The sequence below is a fragment of the Enterobacter sp. R4-368 genome (genome assembly GCF_000410515.1).
Lineage (GTDB): Bacteria > Pseudomonadota > Gammaproteobacteria > Enterobacterales > Enterobacteriaceae > Kosakonia.
Window position 1 is genome coordinate 4,476,877 of record NC_021500.1, and the last position, 14,511, is coordinate 4,491,387.

Annotated in this window: 11 protein-coding genes and 7 tRNA genes; 2 read left to right on the forward strand and 16 right to left on the reverse strand. The window is 53.8% G+C overall.

Going from position 1 to position 14,511, the window contains the following annotated elements; all coding sequences use genetic code 11:
- Positions 1 to 80: 80 nt before the first annotated feature.
- The 3 genes from ybeY to miaB form a co-directional block, all read right to left on the reverse strand.
- Positions 81 to 548 (reverse strand): rRNA maturation RNase YbeY, encoded by a 468-nt coding sequence (gene ybeY, locus H650_RS20870; protein WP_020457020.1) that lies wholly within the window; start codon positions 546 to 548, stop codon positions 81 to 83.
- Positions 545 to 1,591 (reverse strand): PhoH family protein, encoded by a 1,047-nt coding sequence (locus H650_RS20875; RefSeq protein ID WP_020457021.1) that lies wholly within the window; start codon positions 1,589 to 1,591, stop codon positions 545 to 547. The genes ybeY and H650_RS20875 overlap by 4 nt, the downstream gene beginning before the upstream one ends.
- Positions 1,592 to 1,733: 142 nt before the next feature.
- Entirely contained in the window at positions 1,734 to 3,158 is a 1,425-nt protein-coding gene (gene miaB, locus H650_RS20880) for a tRNA (N6-isopentenyl adenosine(37)-C2)-methylthiotransferase MiaB (RefSeq protein ID WP_020457022.1), read from the reverse strand.
- A gap of 171 nt (positions 3,159 to 3,329) precedes the next feature.
- Here miaB and ubiF point away from each other — a divergent pair, with 171 nt between their 5' ends.
- The gene (gene ubiF, locus H650_RS20885; RefSeq protein ID WP_020457023.1) at positions 3,330 to 4,505 is read left to right on the forward strand and encodes a 3-demethoxyubiquinol 3-hydroxylase; all 1,176 of its coding nucleotides are present in this window, start codon (positions 3,330 to 3,332) and stop codon (positions 4,503 to 4,505) included.
- Between the two features lie 29 nt (positions 4,506 to 4,534).
- Here the strand turns inward: ubiF and H650_RS20890 are convergent, their stop codons facing one another.
- The 13 genes from H650_RS20890 to nagB all read right to left on the reverse strand — a co-directional run bounded on the left by H650_RS20890 (position 4,535) and on the right by nagB (position 12,130).
- Positions 4,535 to 5,122, reverse strand: coding sequence for a hypothetical protein (locus tag H650_RS20890; protein WP_020457024.1), 588 nt, complete (start codon positions 5,120 to 5,122; stop codon positions 4,535 to 4,537).
- Positions 5,123 to 5,242: 120 nt separating this feature from the next.
- Positions 5,243 to 5,317: transfer RNA gene (locus tag H650_RS20895), tRNA-Gln, on the reverse strand.
- A gap of 33 nt (positions 5,318 to 5,350) precedes the next feature.
- Positions 5,351 to 5,425, reverse strand: a tRNA-Gln gene (locus H650_RS20900).
- Between the two features lie 46 nt (positions 5,426 to 5,471).
- A tRNA-Met gene (locus tag H650_RS20905) sits at positions 5,472 to 5,548 on the reverse strand.
- A gap of 28 nt (positions 5,549 to 5,576) precedes the next feature.
- Positions 5,577 to 5,651, reverse strand: a tRNA-Gln gene (locus tag H650_RS20910).
- A gap of 35 nt (positions 5,652 to 5,686) precedes the next feature.
- Positions 5,687 to 5,761 (reverse strand) — tRNA-Gln (locus H650_RS20915).
- Positions 5,762 to 5,784: 23 nt separating this feature from the next.
- Positions 5,785 to 5,869, reverse strand: a tRNA-Leu gene (locus H650_RS20920).
- An 8-nt stretch (positions 5,870 to 5,877) separates the two neighbouring features.
- Positions 5,878 to 5,954, reverse strand: a tRNA-Met gene (locus tag H650_RS20925).
- Positions 5,955 to 6,172: 218 nt separating this feature from the next.
- Entirely contained in the window at positions 6,173 to 7,837 is a 1,665-nt protein-coding gene (gene asnB / locus H650_RS20930) for an asparagine synthase B (protein ID WP_017455907.1), read from the reverse strand.
- A gap of 256 nt (positions 7,838 to 8,093) precedes the next feature.
- Positions 8,094 to 8,846: an HAD-IIA family hydrolase gene (locus H650_RS20935; RefSeq protein ID WP_020457025.1), complete on the reverse strand. Its 753-nt coding sequence runs from the start codon at positions 8,844 to 8,846 to the stop codon at positions 8,094 to 8,096.
- A 41-nt stretch (positions 8,847 to 8,887) separates the two neighbouring features.
- A complete protein-coding gene (gene nagC, locus H650_RS20940) occupies positions 8,888 to 10,108 on the reverse strand; it encodes a DNA-binding transcriptional regulator NagC (protein WP_020457026.1) in 1,221 nt (406 codons plus the stop codon).
- Between the two features lie 9 nt (positions 10,109 to 10,117).
- Positions 10,118 to 11,266: an N-acetylglucosamine-6-phosphate deacetylase gene (gene nagA / locus H650_RS20945; RefSeq protein WP_020457027.1), complete on the reverse strand. Its 1,149-nt coding sequence runs from the start codon at positions 11,264 to 11,266 to the stop codon at positions 10,118 to 10,120.
- Between the two features lie 63 nt (positions 11,267 to 11,329).
- Positions 11,330 to 12,130, reverse strand: coding sequence for a glucosamine-6-phosphate deaminase (gene nagB, locus H650_RS20950; protein ID WP_017455911.1), 801 nt, complete (start codon positions 12,128 to 12,130; stop codon positions 11,330 to 11,332).
- A gap of 331 nt (positions 12,131 to 12,461) precedes the next feature.
- On the opposite strand from nagB, the gene nagE reads away from it, so the two are divergent.
- Positions 12,462 to 14,480, forward strand: a complete 2,019-nt coding sequence (gene nagE, locus H650_RS20955) for an N-acetylglucosamine-specific PTS transporter subunit IIBC (protein WP_020457028.1) — start codon at positions 12,462 to 12,464, stop codon at positions 14,478 to 14,480.
- Positions 14,481 to 14,511 lie beyond the last annotated feature (31 nt).

A 14,511-nucleotide genomic window follows, 5' to 3' on the forward strand; every position in this document is an offset into this window, starting at 1 on the left:
TTAATCTGTCGCTCGTCGCGCGTAAACTCAGCGCCGGACGGCATTTTTAGCGAGTGGAGCGCAGCAATCTGCGCGCCAACTTACTCTTTCTCGGAAATGTACGGATCCTCATAGCCCAGAGCAAGCATTATCTCTGTCTCGATCCCTTCCATCTCTTCGGCTTCATCATCCTCAATATGATCGTAACCGAGCAGGTGTAAACTACCGTGCACCACCATATGCGCCCAGTGTGCGTCCAGCGGTTTGCCTTGCTCCTGGGCTTCCTGTTCCACAACCTGGCGGCAAATGATCAAATCGCCAAGCAGCGGCATTTCGATGCCCAGCGGCGCTTCAAACGGGAAAGAGAGCACGTTAGTCGGCTTATCTTTCCCGCGGTAGGTCAGGTTCAGTTCATGGCTTTCCGCATTGTCGACCACGCGAATGGTGACTTCCGCTTCTTCCTGAAACTGTGGGATAACGGCGTCAAGCCACTTCTGGAACTGCGCTTCTTCCGGCAGGCCGCTGTTATCCTCACATGCCAGCTGTAGATCAAGGATCACCTGACTCATTTCTGCTCCTGCTCCTGGGCTTCGCGTTTGCGCTCGGCGGCCAGTTCTGCTTTACGTTTCTGTTCGGCCTCTTCCCAGACTTCATAGGCGATAACGATGCGGGCAACCACCGGATGGCGCACCACATCTTCACTGTGGAAGAAGTTAAAGCTGATTTCGTCGACGTTCGCCAGCACTTCAATGGCGTGACGCAGACCGGACTTGGTGTTGCGCGGCAGGTCAATCTGCGTGACATCGCCGGTAATCACCGCTTTGGAGTTAAAGCCAATACGCGTCAGGAACATCTTCATCTGTTCGATGGTGGTGTTCTGGCTCTCATCAAGAATGATAAACGCGTCGTTTAGCGTACGACCGCGCATATAGGCTAACGGCGCGACTTCAATGACGTTGCGCTCAATCAGCTTTTCGACGCGTTCAAAGCCAATCATTTCAAACAGCGCGTCATACAGCGGGCGCAGATAAGGATCGACTTTTTGGCTGAGATCGCCGGGCAGGAAGCCGAGTTTTTCACCTGCTTCTACCGCCGGGCGCGTCAGCAGAATGCGGCGTACTTCCTGACGTTCCAGTGCATCCACTGCTGCGGCGACCGCGAGGTAAGTTTTACCGGTTCCCGCCGGGCCAACGCCGAAGGTGATGTCGTGATCGAGCATATTGGCGACGTACTGCGCCTGGTTCGGCGTGCGCGGTTTAATCACACCACGCTTGGTCTTGATATGAATCGCTTTGCCGTACTCCGGCACGCTCTCGGCGCTCTGCTCCAGCACGCGCGCTTCTTTGATAGCCAGATGGATCTGTTCCGGTTCGATATCCTGGATCTGGCCGCGCATCGGCGCGGTATCGACATACAGGGTGCGCAGAATATCGGCGGCGGCATTAACGCAAATTTCGCGTCCGGTGAGTTTGAAGTGATTATCGCGGCGGTTGATTTCGATGCCCAGTCGCCGCTCCAGTTGTTTGATGTTGTCGTCAAACGGGCCGCACAGACTTAGCAGACGTGCATTGTCCGCTGGCTCAAGGGTAATTTCACGCGTATCTATATTCAAACTGTTCCTCTTTTCGATGTGTCGAGGGCTATGCCCATTAGGGAATTATTCACGGCATATAAAGAAGTCGCAAGCATTGCGCAAGATGTTGGGGTCGGCGAGGGGAAAAGCAAGGCCTGCCAGAAATGGCAGGCCGGTGGTATTACGGTTGGTACAGACCGACGCCGAGGTCGTTCTCTTTACGCGTACGGGCAATAACAGATTGTGGCGATTCCACCACACGCAGACCCATTTCTTCTTCGGTACGCACCAGCACGCCGCGCAGGGAGTTCGGGTAGACATCGACGATTTCCACATCGACAAATTTACCGATCATCTCTGGCTTGCCTTCGAAGTTCACCACGCGGTTATTTTCGGTGCGGCCGGACAGCTCCATGATGTTCTTACGCGAAGTCCCTTCCACCAGGATGCGCTGCGTCGTGCCAAGCATACGGCGGCTCCAGGCCATCGCTTGCTGGTTAATACGCTCTTGCAGAATGTACAGGCGCTGTTTTTTCTCCTCTTCCGGCACATCATCTACCATATCGGCAGCGGGCGTGCCCGGGCGTGCGGAGAAGATAAAGCTGTAGCTCATGTCGAAGTTAACATCGGCAATCAGCTTCATGGTTTTTTCGAAATCTTCGGTGGTCTCACCCGGGAAGCCGACGATAAAGTCGGAGCTAATCTGAATGTCCGGGCGCGCCTCGCGTAGCTTACGGATGATCGCTTTGTATTCCAGCGCGGTATGCGTGCGGCTCATCAGATTCAGTATGCGGTCAGAACCACTTTGCACCGGCAGATGCAGGAAGCTCACCAGCTCCGGCGTGTCGCGATAGACGTCAATGATGTCATCGGTGAACTCAATAGGGTGGCTGGTGGTGAAACGGATGCGATCGATACCATCAATCGCCGCCACCAGACGCAGCAGTTCGGCAAAGGTGCCGATACTGCCGTCAAAGTTCTCACCGCGCCAGGCGTTCACGTTCTGGCCGAGCAGGTTCACTTCACGCACGCCCTGCGCCGCCAGTTGCGCGATCTCAAACAGGATGTCATCGGCAGGGCGGCTGACTTCTTCACCACGGGTATAAGGCACCACGCAGTAAGTGCAGTATTTGTTACAGCCTTCCATGATCGATACAAACGCGGTCGGACCTTCGGCGCGCGGTTCCGGCAAACGGTCGAATTTTTCAATTTCCGGGAAGCTGATATCGACTACCGGGCTACGGGTGCCGCGCACGGAGTTGATCATTTCCGGCAAGCGGTGCAGGGTTTGTGGCCCAAAAATAATGTCGACATAGTGCGCGCGCTGGCGAATATGATCGCCTTCCTGAGACGCCACGCAGCCGCCAACACCGATAATCAGATCGGGGTTTTTCTCTTTCAGCAGCTTCCAGCGGCCCAACTGATGGAAGACTTTTTCCTGAGCCTTTTCACGGATTGAGCAGGTATTAAGCAGCAGCACATCCGCTTCTTCCGCCACCTCGGTCAGTTGATAGCCGTGCGTGGCATCCAGCAGATCGGCCATCTTCGATGAATCGTATTCGTTCATCTGACAGCCCCAGGTTTTTATGTGGAGTTTTTTTGTCATCGACTTGCTCTTGCTTAAGTTCGTATACCCTGAGTATGACGGGTATCAGCCAGGATTGCAGGCCGCGTATTGTAATGCTTTGGTCGCGTGCTGACCAGTATGACGGTTGTCAGCCTCAAGGGGTAAAAAATCCGGTAAACTTAACGGATTCTCGTTGAAGGACAAGTAGCCATGACAAATCAATCCACTGAAGTTGCCATCGTTGGCGGCGGAATGGTCGGCGGAGCGCTGGCGCTGGGGCTGGCGCAACATGGTTTTGCCGTGACCGTGATTGAAAAACAGGAACCCGCGGCGTTTGATGCAACGTTACCGCCGGACGTACGTATTTCGGCAATCAGTGCCGCATCGGTGGCGTTACTCCGCGGGCTGGGCGTCTGGGAGAACATTCAGGCCATGCGCTGTCACCCTTATCGGCAACTGGAAACCTGGGAGTGGGAAAATGCGCATGTGCTGTTCGACGCTCGCGAGCTGAAGTTGCCGCTGCTCGGTTACATGGTTGAAAACACGGTGCTCCAGCGTGCGCTGTGGGAGGCGTTACAGGCGCACCCGCAGGTAACGCTACTTACGGCGAAAGAATTAACCGCGCTGCATGCGCACGATGCGCATCAGCAATTAACGTTTGCGGATGGTGATACGTTAACCGCGAAACTGGTGGTAGGGGCCGATGGCGCGAATTCCTGGGTACGACAAGCGGCGGGAATTGGCATTCACGCCTGGCAGTATCAGCAATCCTGCATGTTGATCACCGTTCAGTGCGAACACGAAGCGGGTGACAGCACCTGGCAACATTTCACGCCTGCTGGTCCGCATGCCTTTTTACCGCTGTTTGATAACTGGGCATCGCTGGTGTGGTATGACAGCCCGGCGCGTATTCGTCAGTTGCAGACATTAACGATGGCGCAACTGGAGCAGGAGATTGCCCGACATTTCCCGGCGCGCTTAGGTGCCGTTAAACCGGTTGCTGCGGCCTCTTTTCCGCTGACTCGCCGCCATGCTCTGCAGTATGTCAGGCCGGGGCTGGCGCTGGTGGGCGACGCAGCGCATACCATTCATCCGTTGGCCGGGCAGGGCGTTAATCTGGGGTATCGCGATGTGGATGCGCTGCTGGATGTGCTGACCAGCGCGCGTGTGCAGGCGGAAGCCTGGGCCAGCCACGCGGTGTTGAAGCGTTATCAGACGCGACGTATGGCGGATAACTTTATTATGCAAAGCGGGATGGATCTGTTTTACGCCGGATTCAGTAACTCCCTCGGTCCGGTGCGGCTGCTGCGCAATATCGGTCTGATGGCGGCGGATCGCGCCGGTGTGCTGAAACGGCAGGCGCTGAAGTACGCATTAGGATTATAAAAGGTCTGCGGGCGCAGCGCCCGCAGTACTCACATAATGGCCAATAACTTATCCAGTGCCGTGTGCGCGCCTTTTTTGTCGATAAAAAAGGCCTGATACCCATCAATCCCTTCAAGCTGTTGCAGCGCCCATTCACCATTGTGCATTTTGCGCAGCAACAGCACTGTGCGGTAAAGCGGCACCAGCAGAATAATCAGCGCCACGAAGGCTGCCGCCCCATACCCAGGGGAGAGCGGGTTTGCGCTGGCCTGTTGCACCAGTAGCGCGACAGACGCAACTTGCAGCACGAGCCTGGCGAGCAGTGTCCGCATACAGAATTGCTGAAGGCGCTGTGGCGTAGAAAAGCAGGGATTTTTCAGCGATGAGCGTGTTTCCTGCACCGGAATGCCCTGCACATACACCGTCCAGTGAGTTGTCTCTTTCAGCAGCAGGGCCTGGCCGCTTTCGCTCAGCGTATGCAGACGCATGGATATGACAACCGGGAAGATCAACCCAATACAGAGGCCATAAAAGATCGGCGCGGAGAGGCCCATAAAAGCAAGACCGAAACCGGTCACCACAAAAAGTAAATACAGCGGGGCATAAATTAACAGGGCAGTGTTTTGATAGTTCATCATGCTGGCTCAGAGGAGAGAGGCGGGTAAATTACCATACGGTTTATGCAGTGATTAACTACCAACATCCGGGGATGTGCAGAAAACAAAAAAGCCCGCCGAAGCGAGCTTTTTTGCACTGTGTGGCTGGGGTACGAGGATTCGAACCTCGGAATGGTGGAATCAGAATCCACTGCCTTACCGCTTGGCGATACCCCAAAAGTGCGTTCGCGAAAGCAAACGTCTTTGAGATGGCTGGGGTACGAGGATTCGAACCTCGGGATGGTGGAATCAGAATCCACTGCCTTACCGCTTGGCGATACCCCAACAAATCTTTTTTCAGGTTTAACGTCTTAACATTAGACCTTAAATATGGTGGCTACGACGGGAATCGAACCTGTGACCCCAGCATTATGAGTGCTGTGCTCTAACCAGCTGAGCTACGTAGCCAAGTTTTACTGCTTTTCCAGTCATCGACTGGCTGGGGTACCTGGATTCGAACCAGGGAATGCCGGTATCAAAAACCGGTGCCTTACCGCTTGGCGATACCCCAACGACTAGTGCGTTTCGCAGGAGTCGAAGAAGAGATGGCTGGGGTACCTGGATTCGAACCAGGGAATGCCGGTATCAAAAACCGGTGCCTTACCGCTTGGCGATACCCCATCCGTGCAACGCTTACCTGGGAATGGTGCGGGAGGCGAGACTTGAACTCGCACACCTTGCGGCGCCAGAACCTAAATCTGGTGCGTCTACCAATTTCGCCACTCCCGCAAAAAAGATGGTGGCTACGACGGGAATCGAACCTGTGACCCCAGCATTATGAGTGCTGTGCTCTAACCAGCTGAGCTACGTAGCCATCTTTTTTCGCGTTACCTTATCGGCGTTGCGGGGCGCATTATGCGTATTGGGCCTTACAGCGTCAATACCTTTTTCATCGAAAATTGCCGGAATGTGACTGTTTGGTTAGGTTGCGAACAGCATGACGCTTTATTGGGCGAAAATTGATTTTATTCATTAAATCAGCGCACAAAAAACAACAGGCCCCGCAGGGCCTGTAAGAATAACCATTACTTATTAATAAGCTGACTGGTGAATACCAACCGCGCGACCTGACGGATCGTTCATGGTTTTGAAGGCTTCGTCCCATTCAAACGCTTTTGCGGAAGAACAGGCAACGGACGGGCCGCCGGGAACACATTCCGCCGCGCTTGCCAGCGGGAACAGCTCTTCAAAAATTTCGCGGTACAGATACGCTTCTTTCGATGCTGGCGTGTTGTACGGGAAACGGTAGCTGGCCGTTGCCAGTTGTTGATCCGTAACCTGCTGCGCGGCAACTTCTTTCAGCGTATCGATCCAGCTATAACCCACGCCGTCGGAGAACTGCTCTTTCTGGCGCCATGCCACGCTTGCCGGCAGGTAGGACTCAAAACATTCGCGCAGAATGTGTTTCTCCATTTTGCCGTTGCTGCCGCACATTTTGTCTTCCGGGTTGATACGCATCGCCACGTCGAGGAATTTTTTATCCAGGAACGGCACGCGCGCCTCCACGCCCCAGGCGGACATCGCTTTGTTTGCACGGGCGCAGTCAAACATATGCAGGGCCTGCAGTTTACGCACGGTTTCTTCGTGCAGCTCTTTGGCATCCGGCGCTTTATGGAAATAGAGATAACCGCCAAACACTTCATCGGAACCTTCGCCGGAGAGCACCATTTTGATGCCCATCGCTTTGATTTTACGTGACATCAGATACATCGGCGTCGAGGCACGAATCGTCGTCACGTCATAGGTTTCGATGTGGTAAATCACATCGCGAATCGCATCCAGTCCTTCCTGCACGGTGAAATGAATTTCATGGTGCACGGTGCCAAGATGGTTGGCGACTTCCTGCGCCGCTTTCAGATCCGGCGCGCCTTTCAGACCCACGGCGAAGGAGTGCAGTTGCGGCCACCAGGCTTCTGATTTCTCCTGATCTTCAACGCGACGGGCTGCGAATTTTTTGGTGATCGCGGAAATGACCGAAGAATCCAGACCACCCGAAAGCAGCACGCCGTACGGCACATCGGACATCAGGTGGCTTTTCACCGCGTCTTCCAGCGCCTGGCGCAGTTCCGCTTTGTCGGTCACGTTGTCTTTTACTGCATCGTAGTCAAACCAGTCGCGCTGATAATAAGAGCGGATTTCACCGTCTTTGCTCCACAGGTAGCTGCCTGCCGGGAACTCTTTAATGGTGCGGCAAACCGGCACCAGCGCTTTCATTTCTGACGCCACGTACAGGTTGCCGTGTTCGTCGTGCCCCATATACAGCGGGATAATGCCGATATGGTCGCGGCCAATCAGGTAAGCATCTTTTTCACTGTCGTACAGGGCGAAAGCGAACATACCTTGCAAGTCGTCGAGGAATTCCGGCCCTTTTTCCTGATACAGCGCGAGGATCACTTCACAGTCAGAACCGGTCTGGAATGCGTAACGGTCGCCATATTCTGCGCGCAGCGCCTGGTGGTTATAAATTTCACCGTTCACTGCCAGCGCATGTGTTTTCTTCTCGTTGTAGAGCGGCTGTGCCCCGGCGTTAACGTCAACAATAGACAGACGTTCATGCGCCAGAATGGCTTTATCACTTGCATAAACACCGGACCAGTCCGGGCCGCGGTGGCGCATCAGTCGGGATAATTCCAGCGCTTTTTTACGTAATTCGACTGCGTCGGTTTTAATATCCAGTACGCCAAAAATTGAACACATAGACTTCTCCGTTAACCTTGAGTGCAAAGCTGTAATGTTGTGTGCTTGCAGTCAAAATGCCGCAAAAACGGGGCAGCGCGCAAGCCTTTTACCGCGCTGAAAGTAAAAAGTGCAATGATGATTATTGAATGCTGAAAAAAGAGTATGCATAAGACTCTGTTATTGATGGATCGGCAAAATAATGCGCTTTTTATTGAATGGTGTTCTTTTTGGCAGGGGTGAAAATAAAAAACCACGCCCGAAGACGTGGTGAAGTTTAGATAACGTCGATTTCCGCGACCGAGGGGTAAATCCACGACGGGCGAAACGGCATACTGTCGATATCATCGATGCGCGACACACCAGAGAGTACCAGGATGGTTTCAAGCCCGGCCTGGAAGCCCGCCAGGATATCGGTGCGCAGGTTATCGCCCACAATCACCGTCTGTTCGGAATGCGCCTGCATAGTGTTGAGCGCCGCACGGATAATCCACGGGCTGGGTTTGCCGACATAGAAAGGTTTGCGGCCGGAAATTTTTTCAATACCTGCACACAGCGCACCGCAGGCTGGGTAGTATCCACGACCGTGGGTGTCAGGGTTGGTGGCGATAAAGCGCGCGCCGTTCGCCACGAAGAACGCTGCTTTATGCATCATTTCCCAGTTATAGGAGCGGGTCTCGCCAACGATGACAAAATCCGGGTTGATATCGGTAATGGTAAAACCAGCTTTGTAAAGCTCGTGGATCAGTGCGCCTTCGCCCACCACATAGGCTTTTTTCCCTTCCTGGCGTTTAAGAAAATCGGCGGTCGCCATCGCCGAGGTATAAAAGACGCTGGCAGGCACATCAATCCCCGCGGAGACAAAGCGGTTCGCCAGATCCTGGCCCGTTTGCGAAGGGTAGTTGGTCAGTAATACCAGCGGCATGCCTTTTTCAAGGATGCGGGAGATAAACTCCGCAGCACCCGGTACGGCAACGTTGTCGTGCATCAGCACGCCGTCAATATCACAGATTACATTCTGAATGGTCATGGACTGTCCGGATAAAAAATAAGTATTAACGATAGACGCTGTTAGTTTTCCAGCAAACGTTGCAGCAGCAGACCGTTCAACATAGCGCGTTTTACCAGCGCAAACGCGCCGATCGCCGAGCGGTGATCCAGCGCGGAAGGCACCACCGGCAAGTTTTTGCGAAACGCTTTTAACGCCTGAGTGTTAATGCACGCCTCAATGGCCGGGAGCAGCACTTTTTCTGCGTCAACAATTTCCCCGGCGATCACCACTTTCTGCGGGTTAAACAGGTTAATGGCAATGGCGATGGTTTTACCCAAATGGCGACCAACATATTCAATCACTTCACAGGCCAACGCATCGCCTTTGTTGGCGGCTTTGCAGATGGTTTTGATAGAGCAATCTTCCAGCGTCAGGCGGCTCTGGTAGCCCTGTTCCAGCAGGTGACGAACGCGGTGTTCTATTGCGGCATTGGCGGCGATAGTTTCCAGACAGCCAAAATTGCCACAGTGGCAGCGTTCGCCCAGTGGCTCGACTTGCACGTGTCCAATTTCGCCGACGTTGCCGTTACGACCGATAAAAATGCGCCCGTTAGAGATAATCCCGGCGCCCGTCCCGCGGTGCACGCGCACCAGAATGGAGTCTTCACAATCCTGGCTTGCCCCAAAATAGTGCTCGGCCAGCGCCAGACTGCGAATGTCATGCCCGACAAAACAGGTCAATTTGAAACGTTCTTCAAGGGCTTCCACCAGCGCCCAGTTTTCAACCTGAATATGCGGCATATAGCGAATCACACCGCTTTCCGGGTCTACCAGGCCCGGCAGAATAACGGAAATCGCGATCAGTTCGCGGATCTTACGCTGGCAGGTTTCAATAAAGTGGCTGATGGTATTGAGCAGCGCGTGTTCCAGCGTTTCCTGGGTACGTTCGGGAAGCGGATAATGCTCTTCCGCCAGCACTTTGCTGCTTAAATCGTACAAGGTCAGGGTGGTGTCGTAACGCCCGAGGCGCACGCCGATAGCCTGGAAACTGCGGGTTTCGGTAACAATGGAGATAGCGCGGCGGCCCCCGGTGGAGGCCTGCTGATCGACTTCTTTGATCAGCCCGCGTTCGATGAGCTGGCGCGTGATTTTTGTCACGCTGGCGGGAGCAAGCTGGCTTTGTTCGGCAATCTGAATGCGCGAAATGGGGCCGTGTTGGTCAATCAGGCGGTAAACCGCCGCGCTGTTAAGCTGCTTTACGAGGTCAACGTTACCGATTTGAGCTTGTCCGCCTGATGTCATACCGTCTCTTTATGCAGTGACGACCTCGTTGCCATTAACGATGGTCTTGATGATTTTATAATCGCGCGTGAACGCCGTCAGGTTCGCCACTTTCCCCGCGGCGAGACTTCCCAGCTTTTCGTCAACGCCAATGGCGCGAGCGGGGTAGAGGGTTGCCATACGCAGCGCTTCATCCAGCGCAATGCCGACATGCTCTACCAGATTTCGCACCCCTTCGATCATCGTCAGGGAGGAACCGCTCAGCGTTCCGTTTTCGTCCACGCACAGTCCATTACGGTAGTATATTGTTTTGCCAGCAAAAATGAACTGCTCAATATTCGCGCCTGCTGGTGCTGTCGCGTCAGTTACCAGGCAAAGTTTGTCGCCTTTCAATCGCTTAGCATTACGGATATTAACGTAATCGACATGCAGGCCATCTGCAATCACGCCACAGTAAACGTCTGTGTCATCAAGCACTGCGCCTGCCAGACCGGGTTCACGGCCGGTAATGTACGGCATGGCATTATATAAATGTGTGGCGAACGTGATCCCGGCGCGGAAACCGGCTTTTGCTTCTTTTAACGTTGCGTTGGAGTGACCGGCAGAAACCACGATGCCCGCGTCAGCTAACTGGTGAATCACCTCGGTGCCCGCCATTTCCGGGGCCAGCGTAACTTTGGTGATCACATCGGCGTTCTGGCACAGGAAGTCGACTAATGCCGGATCCGGTTTACGCACGAATTCCGGGTTGTGCGTGCCTTTTTTAACAATATTCAGCCACGGCCCTTCCAGATGAAGGCCCAGCGCCTGATTCGGGTATTTAGCCAGGTAATCGCGCATTACCTGCACGCCCTGTTTCATTAATTCATCGCTGGTGGTAATCAGCGTCGGCAGGTAGCTGGTGCAGCCGGATTTCTCATTTGCTTGCTGCATGATTTCCAGCGTTTTTACGCTAACGGCTTCTGCGGTGTCGTTAAACTGTACGCCGCCACAGCCGTTGAGCTGCACGTCGATAAAACCGGGGGCAAGGATGGCACCATTCAGCGAGCGTTGTTCAATTCCTGTTGGCAGCTCAGCCAGCGGACAAAGGCGTTCAATCAGACCATTGGCAATGACCAGCGCATGGTCATCCAGAATTTCATGGCCGGTGTAGATTCGGCCCTGGGTTAAAGCATACATAACGACCCCCGGTTAACTAGGTACACCGCTCCGCAGGATCCGCCTCGCGGAGCGGGAACTGACTTACAGACCTTTAATATTTTCCGCTTCCAACTCGTTGAAGTATTTCAACGTTTTCACTTTCAGCTCCATCGTGGACGGTTCGTCACAGACGATGACGGCTTTCGGGTGTAACTGCAGGCAACTGATAGTCCACATGTGGTTAACGTTGCCCTCAACAGCCGCCTGCAGCGCCTGCGCTTTCACGCCGCCGAGCACCAGGATCATCACCTCTTCCGCATCCAACAGCGTACCCACGCCAACGGTCAGTGCGTATTTCGGCACCTGATTAACGTCGCCGTCAAAGAAGCGAGAGTTCGCCACGCGAGTGTCATGGGTCAGGGTTTTAATACGGGTGCGCGAGGCCAGCGAAGACGCCGGTTCGTTAAACGCGATGTGCCCATCGTTGCCTACGCCACCCATAAACAGGTGAATTTTGCCGTAAGAGCGGATTTTTTCTTCATAACGGCGACATTCTGCGTCAATATCCGGCGCGTTGCCATCGAGCAGGTTAATATTTTCAGCCGGAATATCAACGTGATCGAAGAAATTTCGGTGCATAAAGCTGTGGTAGCTTTCCGGGTGATCTTTCGGCAAGCCGACATACTCATCCATGTTAAAGGTGACAACATGCTGGAAACTAACCTGGCCTGCTTTGTGCATCTCAACTAACGCTTTGTACGCGGTGAGCGGAGTTCCACCGGTTGGTAAGCCGAGAATAAACGGACGGTCTGCGGTTGGTTTGAACGCGTTGATACGATTGACGATATGGCGGGCTGCCCATTTGCCGACTTGTTCAGCTGTCGCCAGGGGAATCAGTCTCATTGTTCACCTCTAAAGTTAAATGAAGAAAGTTGGCGGAATGCGTGCTAACTCAGCGTTAAGCGTAACCTGGTTCGCGACAGAGAGAAGGGAGCAATCCGTCCTGATATTTTTAATCATAAAATAAGTTTTACCTGTTTGCCAGTGATTGGGAGGGTGATTGACGATACTTAGTGATTTTAATCACAGAAAATACGCTTTTAATTTGCGAGGCGAATTAATTTTTCACACACTCTGTCAGGTAGTGAGAAAATAGCCGTGATTTCAGGGTTAGTGACACAATAAAAAACGACTGTTTCAGTGAGCTCTCATCGGGTTCATAGGGGGAATAAAAGTGAGTATTCTAGGTTATCTGCAAAAGATCGGCCGTGCGCTAATGGTGCCTGTCGCCACGCTGCCTGCGGCGGCAATTCTGATGGGTGTCGGGTACTGGATTGACCCGGTTGGCTGGGGTGGTCAAAACGCACTGGCGGCGTTTTTCATCCAGTCCGGCTCCGCCATTATCGATAACATGGGCGTGCTGTTCGCGGTGGGTGTCGCTTACGGTATGTCAAAAGACAAAGATGGTGCTGCGGCGCTGGCTGGCTTTGTCGGCTTCCTGGTTCTGACCACGCTCTGTTCACCGGCAGCAGTGGCAATGATCCAAAAAATCCCGGCGGATCAAGTTCCGGCCGCGTTTGGCAAAATCAAAAACCAGTTCGTCGGTATTCTGGTGGGGATTATTGCCGCTGAACTCTATAACCGCTTTAGCAGCGTTGAGCTGCCGAAAGCGCTCTCCTTCTTTAGCGGTCGCCGTCTGGTGCCGATCCTCACCTCGTTTGTTATGATCGTTGTTGCTTTCATCATGATGTATATCTGGCCGGTCGTGTTTAGCGGTCTGGTGGAATTTGGTGAAAGCATTCAGAAACTCGGCTCCGTGGGCGCTGGCGTTTACGCCTTCTTTAACCGCCTGTTAATTCCGGTCGGTTTGCACCATGCGCTCAACTCCGTGTTCTGGTTTGACGTAGCAGGTATTAACGATATTCCTAACTTCCTTGGTGGCGCGCAGTCTATCGAAGCCGGTAAAGCGGTGGTCGGTATCACTGGCCGTTACCAGGCCGGTTTCTTCCCGATCATGATGTTCGGCCTGCCGGGCGCGGCGCTGGCGATTTACCACTGCGCACGTCCGGAAAATAAAGCCAAAGTTCTGGGTATCATGATGGCGGGCGCGTTTGCCTCGTTCTTTACCGGTATCACTGAACCGCTGGAATTCTCCTTTATGTTCGTTGCGCCGGTACTGTATGTGATCCATGCAGTGCTGACGGGGATCTCCGTATTTATCGCCGCGAGCATGCACTGGATTGCCGGTTTCGGCTTCAGCGCCGGTCTGGTGGATATGGTGCTCTCCTCGCGTAACCCGCTGGCGACCCAGTGGTGGATGCTGATCCCGCAAGGTCTGGTGTTCTTCGTTATCTATTACGTGGTTTTCCGTTTCGCTATCACCAAGTTCAACATGCTGACTCCGGGTCGCGAACTGGCTGTTTCCGGCGACGAAGCGGATGGTCAGGATATGAATGTCAGCGGTAACACCGAGCAGGATGTGAGTGGCCTGGCGCGTCAGTATATCGCCGCGATTGGGGGGTCTTCTAACCTGACTGGTATTGACGCCTGTATCACTCGTCTGCGTTTAACGGTGAAAGACTCTTCGCTGGTGAACGAATCCATGGCGAAACGTCTTGGCGCCTCAGGCGTTATTCGCCTGAACAAAACCGGCGTGCAGATTATCGTTGGTTTCGTGGCGGAAAAAATTGCCGACGCGATGAGAACGGCAGGTGATGTCCCGGCTGCAGCCAATGCTGCTCCGGCAGCGGCTCCGGCGGCATCGGTAAAGCCGCAGGCGGTACCGAACGCGATAACCATCGCTGAGTTGGTATCGCCTGTAACCGGTGAACTGGTGGCGCTGGATCAAGTGCCGGATGAAGCCTTTGCCAGCAAAGCTGTGGGTGATGGCGTGGCAGTGAAACCGACGGATAAAACCGTGGTTTCTCCGGCTGCGGGCACCATTGTGAAAATCTTCAACACTAACCATGCCTTCTGCCTGGAAACCGAGAAAGGTGCGGAAATCGTTGTCCATATGGGCATTGATACCGTGGCGCTGGGCGGCCAGGGCTTTACTCGCCTGGTTGAAGAAGGTGCGGAAGTGGTAGCGGGACAGCCGATCCTCGAAATGGATCTGGAATACCTCAACGCGAATGCCCGTTCAATGATTAGCCCGGTGGTGGTCAGCAATATCGACGACTTTAGCGGTCTGGTTATCAAGGCGCAGGGCGCGGTGGTTGCTGGTCAGACTCCGCTGTATGAAATTAAAGGCTAATAGCTCCTGAGTAAGCTTTCATGCCTTAAGC

Excerpts from the sequence above, each read along its gene's own strand:
- ybeY (WP_020457020.1), bottom strand. The coding sequence starts at position 548 with ATGAGTCAGGTGATCCTTGATCTACAGCTGGCATGTGAGGATAACAGC.
- miaB (WP_020457022.1), bottom strand. The coding sequence starts at position 3,158 with ATGACAAAAAAACTCCACATAAAAACCTGGGGCTGTCAGATGAACGAA.
- ubiF (WP_020457023.1), top strand. The coding sequence starts at position 3,330 with ATGACAAATCAATCCACTGAAGTTGCCATCGTTGGCGGCGGAATGGTC.
- H650_RS20890 (WP_020457024.1), bottom strand. The coding sequence starts at position 5,122 with ATGATGAACTATCAAAACACTGCCCTGTTAATTTATGCCCCGCTGTAT.
- asnB (WP_017455907.1), bottom strand. The coding sequence starts at position 7,837 with ATGTGTTCAATTTTTGGCGTACTGGATATTAAAACCGACGCAGTCGAA.
- H650_RS20935 (WP_020457025.1), bottom strand. The coding sequence starts at position 8,846 with ATGACCATTCAGAATGTAATCTGTGATATTGACGGCGTGCTGATGCAC.
- nagC (WP_020457026.1), bottom strand. The coding sequence starts at position 10,108 with ATGACATCAGGCGGACAAGCTCAAATCGGTAACGTTGACCTCGTAAAG.
- nagA (WP_020457027.1), bottom strand. The coding sequence starts at position 11,266 with ATGTATGCTTTAACCCAGGGCCGAATCTACACCGGCCATGAAATTCTG.
- nagB (WP_017455911.1), bottom strand. The coding sequence starts at position 12,130 with ATGAGACTGATTCCCCTGGCGACAGCTGAACAAGTCGGCAAATGGGCA.